The 17,559-nt window shown below is 32.4% G+C and carries 17 protein-coding genes and 3 pseudogenes; 10 read left to right on the top strand and 10 right to left on the bottom strand.

Annotated elements, in window-relative coordinates:
* Positions 1–44: 44 nt before the first annotated feature.
* From tssB to malI, 4 genes are all read right to left on the bottom strand, one after another.
* Positions 45–545, bottom strand: coding sequence for a type VI secretion system contractile sheath small subunit (tssB, locus tag DKK79_RS03725; protein WP_110422900.1), 501 nt, complete (start codon positions 543–545; stop codon positions 45–47).
* A 625-nt stretch (positions 546–1,170) separates the two neighbouring features.
* Positions 1,171–1,425, bottom strand: a complete 255-nt coding sequence (locus tag DKK79_RS14835; RefSeq protein WP_110422901.1) for a DDE-type integrase/transposase/recombinase — start codon at positions 1,423–1,425, stop codon at positions 1,171–1,173.
* Between the two features lie 492 nt (positions 1,426–1,917).
* Positions 1,918–2,757, bottom strand: a complete 840-nt coding sequence (locus DKK79_RS03740) for a putative type VI secretion system effector (protein ID WP_110422902.1) — start codon at positions 2,755–2,757, stop codon at positions 1,918–1,920.
* 200 nt (positions 2,758–2,957) lie between these two features.
* The gene (malI, locus tag DKK79_RS03745) at positions 2,958–3,956 is read right to left on the bottom strand and encodes a Mal regulon transcriptional regulator MalI (protein ID WP_034883107.1); all 999 of its coding nucleotides are present in this window, start codon (positions 3,954–3,956) and stop codon (positions 2,958–2,960) included.
* A 183-nt stretch (positions 3,957–4,139) separates the two neighbouring features.
* Here malI and malX point away from each other — a divergent pair, with 183 nt between their 5' ends.
* The 3 genes and pseudogenes from malX (at position 4,140) to DKK79_RS14840 (ending at position 8,418) form a co-directional block, all read left to right on the top strand.
* A complete protein-coding gene (malX, locus tag DKK79_RS03750) occupies positions 4,140–5,720 on the top strand; it encodes a maltose/glucose-specific PTS transporter subunit IIBC (RefSeq protein WP_110422903.1) in 1,581 nt (526 codons plus the stop codon).
* A 69-nt stretch (positions 5,721–5,789) separates the two neighbouring features.
* The gene (locus DKK79_RS03755) at positions 5,790–6,974 is read left to right on the top strand and encodes a MalY/PatB family protein (protein WP_110422904.1); all 1,185 of its coding nucleotides are present in this window, start codon (positions 5,790–5,792) and stop codon (positions 6,972–6,974) included.
* A gap of 692 nt (positions 6,975–7,666) precedes the next feature.
* Positions 7,667–8,418: pseudogene (locus DKK79_RS14840) on the top strand (KilA-N domain-containing protein).
* Positions 8,419–8,446: 28 nt separating this feature from the next.
* Here DKK79_RS14840 and DKK79_RS03765 read toward each other — a convergent pair.
* A complete protein-coding gene (locus tag DKK79_RS03765; protein ID WP_110422905.1) occupies positions 8,447–9,265 on the bottom strand; it encodes a helix-turn-helix domain-containing protein in 819 nt (272 codons plus the stop codon).
* 123 nt (positions 9,266–9,388) lie between these two features.
* Between DKK79_RS03765 and DKK79_RS14440 the strand changes: the two genes are divergently transcribed.
* Both DKK79_RS14440 and DKK79_RS03770 read left to right on the top strand, forming a co-directional pair.
* The gene (locus DKK79_RS14440; RefSeq protein ID WP_181415222.1) at positions 9,389–9,565 is read left to right on the top strand and encodes a hypothetical protein; all 177 of its coding nucleotides are present in this window, start codon (positions 9,389–9,391) and stop codon (positions 9,563–9,565) included.
* A gap of 21 nt (positions 9,566–9,586) precedes the next feature.
* Positions 9,587–10,021: a 4'-phosphopantetheinyl transferase family protein gene (locus tag DKK79_RS03770; RefSeq protein ID WP_258363436.1), complete on the top strand. Its 435-nt coding sequence runs from the start codon at positions 9,587–9,589 to the stop codon at positions 10,019–10,021.
* An 83-nt stretch (positions 10,022–10,104) separates the two neighbouring features.
* Here DKK79_RS03770 and DKK79_RS03775 read toward each other — a convergent pair whose 3' ends face one another.
* The 5 genes from DKK79_RS03775 to DKK79_RS03800 form a co-directional block, all read right to left on the bottom strand.
* Positions 10,105–11,634: a DHA2 family efflux MFS transporter permease subunit gene (locus DKK79_RS03775; protein ID WP_110423299.1), complete on the bottom strand. Its 1,530-nt coding sequence runs from the start codon at positions 11,632–11,634 to the stop codon at positions 10,105–10,107.
* Between the two features lie 8 nt (positions 11,635–11,642).
* Positions 11,643–12,818: an HlyD family secretion protein gene (locus DKK79_RS03780; protein WP_086336422.1), complete on the bottom strand. Its 1,176-nt coding sequence runs from the start codon at positions 12,816–12,818 to the stop codon at positions 11,643–11,645.
* Positions 12,819–13,464: 646 nt separating this feature from the next.
* A complete protein-coding gene (locus DKK79_RS14845) occupies positions 13,465–13,632 on the bottom strand; it encodes a hypothetical protein (RefSeq protein ID WP_110422907.1) in 168 nt (55 codons plus the stop codon).
* Between the two features lie 189 nt (positions 13,633–13,821).
* Positions 13,822–15,135, bottom strand: a complete 1,314-nt coding sequence (locus DKK79_RS14445) for a DUF6271 family protein (RefSeq protein WP_065603096.1) — start codon at positions 15,133–15,135, stop codon at positions 13,822–13,824.
* 119 nt (positions 15,136–15,254) lie between these two features.
* Positions 15,255–16,049 (bottom strand): hypothetical protein, encoded by a 795-nt coding sequence (locus tag DKK79_RS03800; protein WP_110422908.1) that lies wholly within the window; start codon positions 16,047–16,049, stop codon positions 15,255–15,257.
* Between the two features lie 247 nt (positions 16,050–16,296).
* On the opposite strand from DKK79_RS03800, the gene DKK79_RS14850 reads away from it, so the two are divergent.
* From DKK79_RS14850 to DKK79_RS14450, 5 genes and pseudogenes are all read left to right on the top strand, one after another.
* Positions 16,297–16,506 carry a PDDEXK nuclease domain-containing protein gene (locus DKK79_RS14850; RefSeq protein WP_375537969.1) on the top strand — a complete coding sequence of 70 codons (210 nt, stop codon included), beginning with the start codon at positions 16,297–16,299 and terminating at the stop codon, positions 16,504–16,506.
* 29 nt (positions 16,507–16,535) lie between these two features.
* Positions 16,536–16,661 (top strand): annotated as a pseudogene (locus tag DKK79_RS14855) (transposase); the annotation flags it as partial.
* A gap of 65 nt (positions 16,662–16,726) precedes the next feature.
* A pseudogene (locus DKK79_RS14860) lies at positions 16,727–16,891 on the top strand (hypothetical protein); the annotation flags it as partial.
* Positions 16,892–17,101: 210 nt separating this feature from the next.
* Positions 17,102–17,236 carry a hypothetical protein gene (locus DKK79_RS14675; protein ID WP_258363429.1) on the top strand — a complete coding sequence of 45 codons (135 nt, stop codon included), beginning with the start codon at positions 17,102–17,104 and terminating at the stop codon, positions 17,234–17,236.
* 38 nt (positions 17,237–17,274) lie between these two features.
* Positions 17,275–17,535: a Y-family DNA polymerase gene (locus DKK79_RS14450; RefSeq protein WP_181415223.1), complete on the top strand. Its 261-nt coding sequence runs from the start codon at positions 17,275–17,277 to the stop codon at positions 17,533–17,535.
* Positions 17,536–17,559 lie beyond the last annotated feature (24 nt).

A 17,559-nucleotide genomic window follows, 5' to 3' on the forward strand; every position in this document is an offset into this window, starting at 1 on the left:
TCCTAATCTGAAATTTGCTAAACTGATTTATTAAAAATATCTATTTAGTTAGTGCTTTGAGATACAATTGATTCTAATTCAGTACGAAGTTCATCAGATAATTGTTCATCTTTCACAATTTTTTCTAATTCATACCGAAATGTAGCGTTATCCAACAAATTTGACTTTAAATCTCTTAATAAATTACGCATAGCGAGTAAAGATCGAAGGTGTGGAATTCTCTTAGCAATTTGTTCGGGGGAAAAATCATTCATTGATTCAAATGCTAGATTAATACTGATATCACTACCATCATCAGCAAGGGTGTTAGGAACACTAATTGTTGCTTCAGGTCGAAAATCTTTTAAGACGGCGTCAAAATTATTCTTATTGATTGATACTTTTTCTTTTTCGGATAATGAACGTTTATCTTTACCACGACCATAATCACCAATCGATAAAATTTTTAACGGTAATTCAATTTTCTTTTTAGCTCCACCAGTGTGGAGGTCTAATTGAATATTGACACGAGCAGGAGGAACTTCATTTTGATAGCTGTTTGACATAACTTTTCCTTATTAAATTTAATATTTATTAAAGCAAAATAAATAATTTTTTACGTAAAATTATTTTTTTATTCTATGGTCTAAAATCTGCTACTGTTTAAAAATACCCTGTTTCGATGAATAGCTTAATTTAGTTAATTCAATACAAATTCCTTAGCAATTTCACAATTTGTTATTTTTTTCAATATTCACTATGCTAAACCTGATAAAATAATTTGCAAAGATTTTTTTATCTATTTCGATTAATGGTACCGTCAAATTAGCTTTTAACAATGAATTGTAATTTAGCTATTAACCTTTAGTTTTGAATTTTAGGCACAACTTTGGTAATAGTATTCCATTCGTTAAATCTACCTTCGACTAAAATTCTAAATGTCTTAGTTGAGCATAAGCATCTTGTACAGTGAAAATAATCGTAAATATTAGCAAAGCAAGATAGAAATTCCGGTACCTCCTTTAATAATTTAAAATTTTCTCTAAGTCTTGTCGCTAGGTGTCAGCTTCTGCTCTATTATTGACATAATGATACGTAACAGGAGGGGGGAGTTGAAAGTAATATTTTTACAGATTTAATCTAACTTTGTAAGTTCATCTGTAACTACTTTTGAAATGGGGGCGATTCTGTTTACCTTGTTATAAATTTTGTGGTTGCTTTACTCTCGCTTTTTTCTTGAACTAACACATCGATCGTTTGACTACCTTGATCAACGGCTCTCCACAAGTAAACGCGTTTAATGTTAATTTTACAAAGAACTTTATTGATATAAACATGATCGCCATAATATTTGCTATGTTTAATTCGTTTAGCATGAAGTTTTCCAAATTTAAGGCACCAATAATGAATGGCTGCATAAATCACAGAGATGCCTTTTGGTATCATGACAAGTTCAATATTACGACAGCTTAACGTAAAACGATAATAGCGCCAAACACAATGACTAATAATAGTGACTGAATAACGATGGCTTAAATAGTGTTACTTGTTTTCATCTTTATGATTATACAAAAGATGAGTTAGTTTGACAGTGCCCGTTGAAAACTAACACCAACCAACTCGACTTAGCGAGAAAAAATGCGTAAATTTAAATCATTAAAACAAGCCCAATTATTCTTATCGTATTTTGGTAATATTTACGATTGTTTCAATTGTGCAAGACACTTATGCTTAGTTAAAACCTTTCGAATTTTAGCTGAATGCCGATTTAAGGAATAGGGTATAATTACCCAAATTGCACCTAAAATTCAGAATTTTAAAGTTAGCTATCAAATTAAGGTTCGCCGTTAAAAGTTAATTTGATAGTGACTTATAAACGCAAATTACATAGTTAATCTTATGATTCAACTATATTTCTCAAACTCAAGTTGTTAACTTTCACTCATCATAATCTTCTGTACGAATCACCTTAATATACTCGGGTATTGGTGGCGCTTCGCGGTAAAAAGTGACCCATTTAGCCCCTTCAGGGGGCTGTTGTTTATATTGGGCGCTGTTGATATCAACATAAAAATTTGGTAAATTTTCGTCTCGATAGGCATAAAATTTATAAAACTCAGCCTCCATATCCACTTGCTTAGGATCGGCATAGCCCAATGCGGCAAAGTTTTTATCCGCAATGTGAGAGTCTTTGCCAGAGAAACGTTTATGTAAAAAATAGACAAACAATATAAAGGAAAAATATAAAATTATTGTTACTATAAAAGAATCTCGAAAAAAAGAACTATATTTCGAGATCGGTATACTAATTAAGTCAGAAATAGTTATCCCAATAAGAAAAAATGATGCTAATAGGACTGCAAATTTTAAAGCACTTTTATTTACCGCTTTTGTTCCTTTAGTTGCCCAAGGATGTAACCACAGTCGATGATCAATTAATCGACGTAGTGCATAAGCAAAATAACTGCCATCACTTCGAGGTTCTACCACCACTTCCACCTGATCACCATTATTAAAAAAGACTCGACAGAATATACCTTCAATAATATTTGACCCCATTTTACAACGGAAATATTGGACACTATTTAAAAATTCAGCCGCTTCTTCGTTACTATCAGTGGTATTTAATTGACTTGCGGCGGCAACCACATCGCCTAAAAAGAATAATCCCAGTGCAGGTAAACCGGCTAATTTGCGGGTTTTTAGGAACTGCTGCTCGGTATCAAATATCTCTAGTTCGGATACTATTCCGGTTATTATTTGATAATGATCTGACATAATAAGCCCTCTATCTGAAAATATCTGATATATTTAAACCTTTAAGCTTGTACGATTTTGCTTCTTCTATACTTTTTTGCGGCTTCTTCATTAGCAAACCAAAGCGAACTAATCTTATATTAAGAGGTTATACTTTCAGGCAAAGGTTAATAAACAGAAAATAGATATCAATGAAAAATGCGATGAATGAAAAATAACCACTAATCAATAACTAATTCAGGTGAGATAATAATTTGCTCAATAGTGAATTGCTTTCGCAGTAACGTATAGGCGGCTTGACGACCAATTTCAATCGGTTTATTGTCGACGTAACTGATTAAATTTTTTGCCATCTGTATTTCGGCTTGAGTAGCGAAACTCATTATTTCCACTTGTGGTTCCAAATAGCTCACTAATCCCCCTTTACCAATTGTTCGACCAAATTTAGACGCACTCAAAATTAAAGATAGGGTTGCAGACGTATCATGACACAAAAAAGCGGTAACGTTGGGATGCTGTTTTAGCAAAAAGCTAACATCATCCAATAATTCTGGTCGTTCATTAGGTATTATCCATTCAGATCTAAATTTTAATCCATGTTTTGCAAGAATATGACCAAATCCGGCTAAACGTTCTGCTCGCGTTAATGAATTTGTTCTTCCTCCTAAATAAGCTATCTGACGATATCCCTTGCCAATAAAGTATTCTGTTGCCAATTCTGCGCCTAATCGATTATCAGAGCAAATTTGCGAGATATTACTTAAGCTACTTGATTGAGCAACAATGACTAAGGGAATTTTGTGCTTATCAGTTATTGTTTTAATATCGTAGGTTAGTATTCCGCTATACCCCAAAATAATACCCGATACATCTTGTTCGATGAGTGAATTGACGCTTTTCAATAATCCTTCTTTTGTCATATCTGATTGCAACAAAAAAAGAATATAATCTTGCTTTGAGAAAACTTCATTGATACCGGTAATAATACTCGCATAAAAAGCGTCTCTAATATCACGAACAATAACACCGATAATTGCCGATTGACCACTGCGTAACCTTGCTGCATTTTTATTACGAACATAACCGAGTTGATCTATGACTTGATTAATTTTTTGAACAGTCACATCAGATATTCGCCCTTTGCCACTTAATGCGAGTGAAACAGTAGTAACAGAAACATTCGCATGTTTGGCTACATCATTAATTGTGGGTTTCCGCATCGTATTAAATTCACTTAAGTTCAGATCTGATAATTATTTTAGTCATTTTAAGTTAAATTTCCTATAGTTAAATATATTTTCTAATTTTGTGACATACATCTCATTTATATTTGATAAAACGTTTTACCTAAATGTAAAGAAAATGTTAATTTAAGTGGAATCATTCAACTTTTAGGTAAAATTATGACGAATAAAGCAACCAAAGTCACTTTTTGGGAATTTTTTCAAAGCCTTGGTAAAACATTTATGTTACCAGTCGCTTTACTTTCTTTCTCTGGAATTATGCTAGGCATAGGCAGTTCACTTGCTAGCCAAGATGTTCGAGAACTATTACCTTTTTTAGATAATCACGTATGTATTGCTATTTTTACTTGGATGAGCAAAATAGGATCATTCTCATTTAGCTTTCTTCCTGCAATGTTTGCTATTGCCATTCCTTTAGGGCTCGCTAGAGAAGATAAGGGCGTTGCTGCATTTTCAGGTTTTGTTGGTTATACCGTATTAAGCTTAAGTATTAACTTCTACCTTACTATAGTAGGTATTTTACCGCAAAACGATCCTAATATATTAAGAGCCAACGACATTCAATCTGTACTTGGTATTCAATCCATTAATACGGGCATTTTAGGTGCTATTTTTGTAGGAATTATAGTATATTTTTTACATGAACGTTTTAGAAAAATTCGTCTACCCGATGCATTAGCTTTTTTTGGTGGTAATCGTTTTGTGCCAATTATTACCATGTTAACTTTAGGCGTAGTAGGTTTATTTGTTCCTATCGTTTGGCCTTTTTTTGCAAAAGCTATTAGTGGTTTGGGTTATGTTGTTAATAGTGCTGGTGCATTTGGTCCATTTATTTTTGGTACAGGCGAACGTTTATTATTACCTTTTGGTTTGCATCATATCCTTGTTGCGTTGATTCGTTTTACTGATGCTGGTGGCACTATGGAGGTCTGTAATGAGACAGTAAGTGGCGCATTAACCATTTTCCAAGCTCAATTATCATGCCCAACAACAACTGGGTTTTCTGAAAGTGCGACGCGATTTTTATCCCAAGGAAAAATGCCATCATTCCTAGGCGGGCTACCTGGCGCCGCATTAGCAATGTATGTTTGTGCTAAACCTGAGAATAGAAGCAAAATTAAAGGGCTCCTCATTTCTGGTGTTGTAGCCTGTACTGTAGGTGGTATCACTGAACCATTAGAATTTTTGTTTCTGTTTATTGCCCCAGTTTTATACGTGATTCATGCTTTATTAACCGGAATCGGCTTTATGGTAATGTCGTTACTTGATGTAACAATTGGTAATACTGATGGTAACATTATCGATTTTGTCGTATTCGGTATTTTACATGGTACAAGTACAAAATGGTACTGGGTTCCTGTTATTGCAGCTGTTTGGTTTGTGATTTACTTCTTTGTGTTTAAATTCTTCATTTTACACTTCAATATCAAAACACCGGGTCGAGAGGTAGAAAGTAAAAACGACAATAATACCAATGCTCAAACAACCACAAGCAAATCAGGCTATAATACAGCTCAAATATTAGAAGCATTAGGCGGTGCAGATAACATCGTTTCTTTAGATAACTGTATTACTCGGCTGCGTTTATCAGTTAAAGATATTAACATTGTTGATGATCAGAAGTTGAAAGCCAATAAAGCCATTGGAGTTGTTCGTCTTAATGAACATAACTTGCAAGTCGTGATAGGTCCACAAGTTCAGTTAGTTAAAGATGAATTGCAACAATATTTGACTCAATAAATAGTGAAATTAGGTAGTGATAATGTCAATGTATCACTACTATTATTTAGATCACACAGGAATACGATAATGGCTCTGTCAAACTTATTTGATTTTAACACCCCGATAGATCGTAAAGGTACATGGTGCACACAATGGGACTATGTGCAAGACCGTTTCGGTATCGCTAACTTAGTTCCTTTTACTATCTCTGATATGGATTTTAAAATTGCTCCATGTATTGAAGAGGCATTACATCGACGTATTAGCCATGGAGTACTGGGTTATAGCCGTTGGCAAAATGAAGAATACCTTGAGGCAATCAAATATTGGTACTCATCACAATTTAATGCAACAATTGATACCAATATGATTGTATATGGCCCGTCCGTAATTTATATGGTTGCTAAATTAATCAACTTATGGAGTCAACAAAATGACAGTATTGTCGTTCATACTCCTGCCTACGACGCATTTTATAAAACAATTATTGGTAACAAACGTAAAATAGAAGCCTGCCCTTTAATCAAAAGAGATAATAGCTGGTATTGTGATATGAACTACCTTGAAACATTACTGGCGAAAAAAGAGGTTAAAATTTTATTGTTATGCAATCCTCATAATCCAACAGGTAAAGTTTGGTCAAAAGAAGAATTAGCGATCATCGCGGCATTATGTGAAAAATACCACGTCAATGTTATTAGTGATGAAATCCATATGGATATGGTATGGAAAGGCTCTCATAATCCATGGTGTCAATATGGAAAAAATAGTTGGGCTGTCTTATCATCAGCGTCGAAAAGCTTTAATATTCCGGCTTTAACTGGTGCTTATGGTTTAATACAATGCGAAAAAACCAGAGAGAATTATCTAAATCAAATCAAGGCCTGTGATGGAGTTTCCTCTCCTGCCGTGCTTTCACTTGTTGCTACCATTGCAGCTTATAAACAAGGGCATATCTGGCTACATGAATTAAAAAACTATCTTTATAACAATTTAGATTTTGTCGCCAAACAATTGAATCATGTTTTTCCACAACTAGATTATGCAATACCTGATTCAACTTATCTGGCTTGGATCGATTTAAGAAAGCTCAACATCGATGATATAAAATTGCAAGAAAACCTTATCCATGAACAAGGTGTTGCTATTATGCCCGGTTATACCTATGGACCTGAGGGCAATCAATTTTTACGTTTAAATATTGGTTGTCCGCGTAGTAAGGTCGAAACAGGTGTAAATGCAATTATCAATGCAATTAAGGCATTAGAATAATACAAAATTGTTTTTATATAATAAACAATCATGCATCAAAGATTGTTCCCCTAAAATATAAAATTTAGGGGAACATCAGCAAACTCCAAATTTTTATAATACGTTGAATTATGCAGAGGGAGATAACCCAATTTAATAAAAAAATACAAGACAGTTAGAGTATTTTTCGGTGGACGTTTTGGCATACATTCAAAGCGTGGATTGAAATGGATTGCTCTGAGTGAGTATAAGATTAATGAAAAAGTGGAAATAAAAAAATCCACGCAACCGCATGACTATCATGATTTTAGTGGATTCTATTACGTTGCAGTGGATTCTGCCATAAAAATAAATGGTGGAAGCGCAGAAAAAATAAAAGCCACCCGTCACTAAATATATAATATTGATTATTAATAATATTTATACGTTAAAAAAATTCCCATAAAATCCCGTTGGACGTTCAAATATAGAACTTATTTTGAGTAAAATAATATTATTTTCAAAGTTAAACCTAAATTTTGAGTGTCTCAAATTATTTATTGGGTAACTATTTTAGCTTTTCTTTGTTGAGTTTGTTAAATACATTGATAAAGTTGAACCAATCAAACCCATTAGGAGTTTTTGATATGCCAATTGGAAACACCAAGAAAAGCCATAATATTGTGGTGCAAGGAACACCTGTTACGATTATAAACAATCATGAGTAAGATTACATTTCACTGACTGATATGGTGAAAAACTTTGAGAGTGGTAGTGCTTTAATTGAGCAATGGCTGAAAAATAAAGACACAGTACTATTTTTAGGTGTATGGGAAAAAATTAATACTCCTGTTTTAATTCCCTCGAATTCGAGGGAATTAAAAATGAAGCAGGTCGGAACAGTTTCTACCTCTTTGCTGTGAAATGGAGTGATGTCATCGGAGCTATTGGCCTACAAGCCAAGGCAGGTCGTTACGGTGGCACTTATGCCCATAAAGATATTGCTTTTGAGTTCGGCTTATGGCTCAGCCCTGAATTCAAGCTTTATCTAATTAAATAATTTCAAATATTTAAAGATGAAGAAGCCAAAGCAATGTCACTGGAATGGAATTTCCAACGTACTTTGGCAAAGGTCAATTACCGCATACATACAGATGCCATTAAAGAACAGTTGATTCCGATACAATTAACAAATGCACAGACAGGGAAAGTGTATGCCAGTGAAGCAGATTTACTGAATATGGCTTTGTTTGGTATGACAGCAGCACAATGGCGACAAGCCAATCCTGATCAAAAAGGAAACATACGTGATGTTGCTACATTAGAGCAATTAGTCGTTTTATCTAATCTGGAAAGTATTAACTCAGTCTTAATTCATCAAGGTATAAGTGGTTGCGAACGATTGATACAACTCAATGGTATTGCGATTAATCAAATGCAATCTTTGGTCAATATTTTTGAAACGAAGAATTTTATATTCAGTTAGTAGTATATAAACGATAATACAGCGTATTTTAGGTATGTAATGCCTGAAATACGCTGTACAAACAGTAATGTTTTCCACACATAATATCATTATTATCAATTATTAAAGCTCGTTTCAGTTGTGATGGTCTCAGCCCCAAACTAGATAAACATGTTCTGCTAAAATGAGCCGAATCAGAAAATCCCATATCATTGGCTAATTTTGTCAGTGTTGTAGGGGAGTCGAGTATATCAATTACATCCTGTAATCTTTTCCACAATAGATAACTCCTGAAATTAATACCCAACTCAGAACGAAAAAGATGAAGAAAGCGACTTTCAGAAAGGTGTATTTTTTCGGCGATTTCCCTCGATGAAATTTGCTTTATGGGTAATGATGAAATAATAGAGACTGCTTTATTAATGCGGTTATCTTGATCACATGAACAATTAGGATCTGACTCACATAATAACTTATAGACGTGATAAAGCTCAAATGGTTGGCTAATAGTAACAGATTTTATAAAATAACTGGCAATTTTTAATGCTTCTTTGTTAGTAAGAAAATAAACAGGATTATTTTCAGTAAAATGCGATAATAAGTGATAATAGGGATCTTCTGGGCCAATAAGTAAATTAATACAACAGACATCTGGTGCGCTCAGTTTATGGGGAACATTTGATTGAATAATAAAACCAAACACATCTTTTTTTTCATCTGGTGTTTCTAGCTCAAAAGACATATTGTGCAATGATATTGTCAATTGAAGAGAAGGGTGACGATGCCAATCCGTCGTGATATTGTTTATAAAAAGCAATGTAGATAAATTTTGTCGGTGCACTTTAACTAACAAATCATTGTCTAACATGATATTTTATCCTTGCTAAATAAACATCTTTGTCATTAAAAACAGTAATATAAACAATATGTAAAGACTATACATATATACGTAATTCGATTAACTTAAACTAACTAAAGGATAACACATATCATGTATAAAGTTAATCAAGAACAATACAAACGTATTTTTGGCTATTTTAAACCTATCACCAAAAACTTTATTATAGGATCTCAAAATATCTCGCAATTTTTTTGCCATTTTTCAGTAGATAATTTTAATATTAATAATTTTGATGATTTACCATTAAAATTAAAAAAAGATATTTAATACTTTCCAGTAAGAAGAAAAATAGAGTTTTTAGCTGGTAGAGTGTGTTCTGCTACGGCATTAGAAAACTTATTGCGTGATGGAGAATATTACTGGAGACTAAAAAGTTCCAACGGAGCCGTTTTATGGCCTAAAAACATAGCTGGTTCAATATCTCACTCTAATAATTTTGTAACTGCGGTTACAATAAAACACTCAAATGAGGTTCAAAGTATAGGAGTTGATATAGAAAAAATAATGTCCACTCAAAAAGCAATTGATTTAAGTCAAACGATCCTAAAATGCCCGACTCCCAGTGACATGATAATGGACATAACACATTACATTACTTTAGTATTTTCAGCCCAAGAGAGTTTATATAAAGCGTTTAGCTCAACTGGTATTACACTTTCATATGAAGATATCTTTTGCATAGGTATAAACAAAGAAAAAAACATGTACATTACATGTAGGTAATCCGATCAATAAAGTTTTTGAAGTTCATTTTTATTTTTCGAAATATTATAATCTTGTTATGACTTAAGTACTTATCTAACCAACTATTTTTCTATTTCATTCTTTGATGTAATGGTTGATTTTGCAAACCAAACAACTATGATTAATAGTAGAAAAATAATTCCATATAGCCAAAAAATTTCGTTTGTTGCGATTACCAGCCCCTGATTAGTAATATTTTGTGCTAGTTTTGCCGAAGCTTGAGTTTCAGAAAAACCTTGCAACTGAAACTGCTGATATGTGTATTCTAGCGTTTGTATATTTTGATTCATTAGATCAGTTAGTTGGTTGTGATGAATTGCTTCACGATGTTCCCATAATGAATTTGTTAAAGAAGTACCAATGGAAGTAGATAATGTTCTAAAAAAATTAAATAAACTTCCTGCTGCCGCTAACTTGTGAGAAGGTATATCAGTTAAAATTATTATATTCAGAGGCATAACAAAGCATGCTATCGCAAATCCTTGAAAGAATTGGGGCCATGCAGAACTCGAAAAATCCATATTAGGCTCAAACGAGTAAGCTCTCCAAAAAAAGCACAAAGCAAAAACAATGAAACCAAAAGTCACAAGCTTCCTCATATCTAAATAAGGAACAAAACGACCGACTATTGGAGCAAGAACGATAGGAACTAAACCGATGGGAGACAATGCTAATCCTGCCCACGTTGCAGTATAACCAAAAACTCGTTGTAATAGCTGTGGTTGCATAACTAATGTCCCTATATGTAGCAAAAATGCCAAACTTATGCAAATCGTCCCTACTGTAAAATTTCTTGATCTAAATAAAGATAGATCAACAATAGGATGATTCGATGTCATTTCCCAAAGAACAAAAAAAGAAAGTGTTACTAACGCTATCACAGATAAAATAATAATTTCAGATGAACTAAACCAATCCAGTTCTTTCCCTCTATCTAAAATAAGTTGTAAACTACCAACTCCAAATATTAATAAAGCAAGCCCGATAGTATCTATTCGAGATTTACTTATTTCTGTTTCTCGTCCTTTTAATAATATTTTAGTACTTATCCAAGCTATTAGACCAATTGGCACATTTAGTAAAAAAATCCAGCCCCAAAATAAATTATCACTTATCCATCCACCCAAAATAGGTCCACAGACGGGAGCAATAATAATAGTCATCGACCATATTGCTAAAGACATATTTTTTTTGGAATCTGGTGAGTTAGCTAATAATAAGCTTTGAGAAAGAGGAATAATTGGCCCAGAAACCGCACCTTGTAGTACTCGTGAAATAATTAACATTTCAAGGCTGTTGGAGACACCACATAACCAAGAGGCTAAAACAAACAACAAAATTGAAAACAAAAATAACTTAACTTCCCCAAAGTACTTAGCTAGCCATCCAGATAAAGGAATTGAAATGGCATTGGATACGGCAAATGATGTAATTACCCATGTTGCTTGGCTACTTGATGTTCCTAGGTTTCCAGCAATAGTAGAGAGAGCTACATTGGCAATTGTTAAATCTAAAATTTGTAAGAAGGCCACTGTTGCCAATGCAACAATAAGCCCAATTAATTTTGCACCTGATAGATATAATGGTGACATTTTATGATTCACTGAATATTACTCTCTAAAATTAAGTTATTTTGCATAATTTCTCGTACTAGTTGCTCGAATTCATCTAAGTCGTAAGCAAGTACATCTGTTTGATATTTAATTTCTTGAGGTGAAATATCAGTAAGTAATTTTCCACTTACATCACTGGTATCCACTGTTACATACATAGATAACCCTACCCGTAATGGATATTCCTTAATTTGCTCTTTATTCAATTCAATACGAACAGGTAAACGCTGAACTACTTTAATCCAGTTTCCTGTTGCATTTTGTGCTGGTAATAACGAAAATGCACTTCCTGTTCCCATAGCAATTCCTGTAATCACCCCGTCGAATTTAATATCATCTCCATAATAATCACTAGTTAACTTAACTTTTTGTCCTAATCGAATGTGTTTTAGTTGAACTTCTTTAAAGTTAGCTTCTACCCAAACTTGATCCAAAGGAACAATAACTAATAATCGTTCTCCCCTATTAACCTGTGTTCCAACTTGGACTTGGCGCCTCGAAACATAACCAGTGACAGGGGAAACAATTGTTACTCGTTTTAAGTTAAGCCAAGCTTCCTTTAGTTTCGAAATAGCTTGCTGAATACGTGGCTGTTCTAATAATGAATTCTGCATTAATAGGGCATTATTAATTTCTAACTCTTGCTTGGAAATATTTAAGTCATTTGACGCAATTAATACATCTTGCCTAGCATGCTCTATTTCTTCTTGTGAAATAGCATTACGAGACCAAAGGCCTTCTCTCCGAGCTAAATCTTTTTCTAATTTATCTAATGTCGCTTGTTTTAATTGAATACTTGCTAACAATTTTTCAGTTGTTAGTTTGATCTGTTGAGTTTCTCTTATTACCTTGGCTAATTCATTTTTTGCATAACTAAAATTATTTTCAGCATCAATTGATTCTAATTGAGCGATAACATCTTTTTTTCTCACAAAGTCATTATCATCAACGTAAATGGAGGAGATTCCTCCGCTTATTTGAGTATGAATTGGAATTTGATTTCCCATAACATACGCATTATCTGTAGATTGTGTAAACCGAGAAAACATGTACCAAAAAATGAAGTATCCTATCCCTGAAACTAGGAAAATAACAGATAAAATAATCAATTTTTTATATCGTGTTAAACCATTGAATTGTCGGCCATCGGTGTTGTTTTCCATCGTACACTCCATTTACATCTTTCATTTTAATCATTGCTCCTATGAACAGCATCACAATATGCTATTTCATTAAGCAGACATTCCACCATCAATAACTAGAGTTTGACCCGTAATATAATTACCCCCATAACCGAGTAAAAAATTCACAGACATAACCACTTCCTTATTATTTTCCATTATGTTACTCCATCTCTTGTTTGGTTATTAGATTGTGAAAAGTTAACAGCATTGTATAAATGGGTGAGTAATATTGTCTTGAACAAATAAGCTGACTTCATTTTATAAAAAAATCATTAATTTATTTAACTCTCTATATTTCATATAGTTATTTATTCTTTGACAATTATTTTCATTTAAAAAAAAGAATGAGAGATCTAATATAGCTAGTTTATTCAATTAAATAACCTTTGAATAGATATATGCTCACCCAACATATATCAATTAGAAGATAAAATTCATGACTTACGACTGTGTAATCATTGGTGCTGGACAAGCTGGACTGTGTTTAGCATCATTATTTCTGACTAAAAAAATATCACTGTTCTTATATTAGAAAGAGATGAACGTATAGGAGACGTCTGGCGTAGACGACCAGATAGTATGCGGTTGTTTACACCAAGAGCAATGAATCAGCTACCAGGTTTAATTATGGCTGGTGATCAAAAGGGTATTCCCCTTTCTTTAATTTTCGCGCAATGGTTTCCGTTGCTGAAAATAAACAACTTAAATCAGGTTTATTTTTAGTATCAATAGGAGTCGGAACAACAATTATATAAAAATTAGAATTAAGTAAATCATCGCTACTGTAGGTCATATTTGAAGTATTATATGTTTTTTTAATCTCTCGATTTTTTTGCTATCAATATCAAAACCTATTGTTTTATAAATTTTAGAAAATTCAAGGAAAAGAGGTAAACCGACATACCCCCATTCCTATTATTGCAATTTCAAATTCTCTATTATTTGTATTGTTCATAACAGCACCTCAGCATATTAATTTTACTTAATGATCAACAATAAAATCCATTAAACTAATGTTCTTGGCCTGTACTATGATTTTACTCCAGTTTTTTAAGAGTTTAACGTGTAAGAAATATTCTTCATTACATTCGGCAATACATTTTGCAGTGACTTTCCTTAATTCTTGTCCTATCTTTGAATAATTTTCATCGAACTTTAATAATACTTCATCAATAATTCTGATTATATGCTCTTCTCTTTTAGTATCATTAGAAGCAAATGATGCTATTTTTTCAGAAAGAGACTCACACATTTGTTGAGAAACGAAGCAATCATCATAATCACAAAAGTTATCAATAAGCTTATCATTATAGATACTTCCATATAATGAAAAATAATCTGCAAATTTTAACATCCCATACCAATATTTTAGTTTTTTATCATACTCAAATCTTTCATCATGATATTCATGAAACACGGGTCTAGTATGATGTACAGATGGGTAGCCTAATGCAGTCGAGGTATCAAAAGCGAAATAATCCGCTGCTAATGTATTTTTACCAGGTAAGTTTGGTAGAAACTCAAATAGCCGATAGACACTAACATTACCACAGTCAGGATTACACCCATCGTCAACAGAAGTAACTAAGGAAATAACATCATTTTGAGGAACGGGTTGCTCTAATTTGAATATATCATCGCAAATATCAATAATATGCTCAGATTTAAAACCAAGTAGTTCATATATTTTATAAACATAGTCATACGACACTTTTGCAAAATCTTTGACATCAAGATTCCACTCACCTAAGTAATTCCCACCAACCACAAGTACTCGTCTTTTATTGTTTATATCTTGTTTAAGATTTTTGATATCCAAGTCATTAACTATTTCCATTATTGGTTTACCTAAATACTTTAACTCATACTCAATTGGATAGACTTCCCTAGCTTCACTCCTTCTATCAAATAACAAACAAGTATCAGAATCTCTTCTATGATAGGCGTTAGCCTCCATTGAACACGCAAATAAACCTAATTTATTCATAGCAGTAGCATAATCGGTACCTGTATAAGTAAAAATCTTATAGAAATCATCATCCATACCTTTAAAAAGTGACTTAAAGTATTTTTTCTGTACATCAACAGATAGATGTAGAATATTCAATTTTGGATATTGATTTTTTAATGATTTAATAATTTCATTATTTTCTATAGATGAAAATTCATTGGTTTCAACTACAATTAAAGGAATATTAACTTGCAAGACATCATTTGCGTATAAAATCTCCTTAATATAACTACTAACACTATCTTTAATACTTTTATTTGTTGGTATAAAAAATACTGATTTCATAGTTACTCCTTAGTTAATTGAACTAATAATTAATTTTTTAACCAACGATAATATTTAAAATGATTTTTCAAACACATAATATTTAAAATCCTTAGCTCCCCATGTTTTTTTAAATTGTCTTAATGTATCACTATGTGAAACCCCCAAGTTGATATAATCAATATCTGAATACTTAGTAATAATATGGAGAGTACTTTATGATTTGGTTTAAATTTCAATGAAACACTATCACTAGCGTTTATCCAATAAAAGATATTATTTTTTGATTTTAATATAATACTACCTGATACAATTTTGCCATTATAGTAAGCTAAAAATAGTTCTGCATTTCTTTCATCATTAAGCAAATCTTCGATTAAAAGCAAACTGATACAATAATTAGCATTAACTTTTTTCATGGTTTTTATATATAAATCATAAAAAAACATTAATTCACTACGATTATTTTTATTATAACAATGAACTGTTATTTGATTTTTTTCTGCGCATCTAATACCTGTTCTCACACTACCTTTAAATAAGCGATAACCCAACTCTCTAAACTCTTGCATTACAATTATTTGAGTAGTCATTTCTGTTTTCAGATACTTATTTAGGTTTTCTACAGAAAGTTCGCAAGAAAAAAGTGGAGGGATTATTATTTTTTTTATGTCTATATCATGGATAATTTTTAGATTAAAAATTATTACTTCAAGAACAAAACAACTCTGTGGTGCTGGAAATATACCGCCATAACCTATGACACCAATTTGGTATATTTTATCAATTTCATTGTAAAATAGATCAACCTTGTAATTTCTATTTGCAGCATTAATTACTATATTTATATAATTAAATTGAAAATATTTAGTTATGATGTTTTTGAAATAATCATCATGGAAACAGCAATGATATGATTGTAGTTTATTTACCATTCTCCGCTCCATCATTATCAGAAAAATATTTAACAAAACAAATCTATATATAAAATAGAATTAATTTTCTAAATCATTAATTGTTAATGGATTTAAGTTTAATCAACAAATAATATTTGATATGCTCCATATTTATTTAATTTTTAAGATAAGAAAGCTATAAATAACTTTTGTTACAAAGAACGAATACATTGATTTATTATTTTTACTATATCAGTTATCTGTTTTATAGTAAATTTTTGTCAATATAAAAGATCAATCTTCAGAGTCCGATCTTGAAAAAGTATTGATCGAACATCTTACAAATTTTCTGCTTGAACTTGGCGACAACTTTGCCTTTTCCGCCCAACAATGTAAACTGAGAATTGATGATTATTGCTTCAAAAATAGATTTTACTTTTTTCATCGCCGGCTAAAATGCTTGATACTTATCGAAATACTATTGATAATTGTTTAGATGAATTTAAAAAGTAGGGGAGATCTGCTACTTATTCTGATCAAGCTATTGAGTGTTGTTTAACAATAAAAGCACTGTTTCAATTCCCGTTATGTCAACCCATTGGTTTACTTGAGAGTCTATTTTCTTTGGCTAAGCTTAGTTCCGCTGTTTAAGTTGTCTGTTGTATTGTGAGGCTCATTGATGGGGGGGTATCATGTGAAGCAACGACTGGACACCACGAAAAGTAGTCTCAGAACTCAGTCAAAAAGGGATCAGACTTGACCAATTGATACGAGATAATCATATTAATATTAAAAATTTTACAGATTTAGAATCTTGTATAGCAAAAGTTTTAGATATTCCCCTGCAAACTATCTGTCCTTCTCGTTATGATAAAGATTAAGTATTCACTTTTAATCACTTGAATCATCATAGATTTATTTAGCTCTTATCCAACATGAAGCCCGTTTTGTATGTTATTTCTATTTTTTTACACTAAAATCTATTGATGCTCGCACTATATACTGTATATTTATGCATATTATTTTTTTACCACGATAATTAGAAAAACAGTGGTGATTTTCTTTAAATCAGTTTGTTAGGAGACTTTTTCTTGCACGAATCTCGTTGTATTGTGCTTGGTCTTGTTGATACTGCTGTCATTAATCATTTGCCGTTGGTCGATACGCCAGTTAGAGCGGGTTTTCCTTCGCCTGCTGATGATTATTTAGAGGCAAACTGGATTTAACTGAGCATTTAGTCAAACAACCACTCGTTCCGATGGGAATGCCGGCTTTTAAAATTCTCCCCGCTATTCGTAAGCAAGTAACGTTGTTAAGCTCTAATTATGAATTGTATGGTGATATGAGTAAGCGTGTTTTTGATACTGTGCGAGCACATACTTCAGATGTAGAACTTTATTCTATTGATGAAGCGTTTATTGCGTTAGACGGTTTTTCGGATGTAACGACGCATTGTCAACACATCAGGGCGGTGGTGAAGCATGATACAGGGATACCCGCCAGTATTGGTATTGCTTCAACTTGAACTTTAGCAAAAGTGGCGCACCAT

It is taken from the genome of Gilliamella apicola, from assembly GCF_003202915.1.
In the GTDB taxonomy this organism is placed as follows: Bacteria; Pseudomonadota; Gammaproteobacteria; order Enterobacterales; family Orbaceae; genus Gilliamella; species Gilliamella apicola_Q.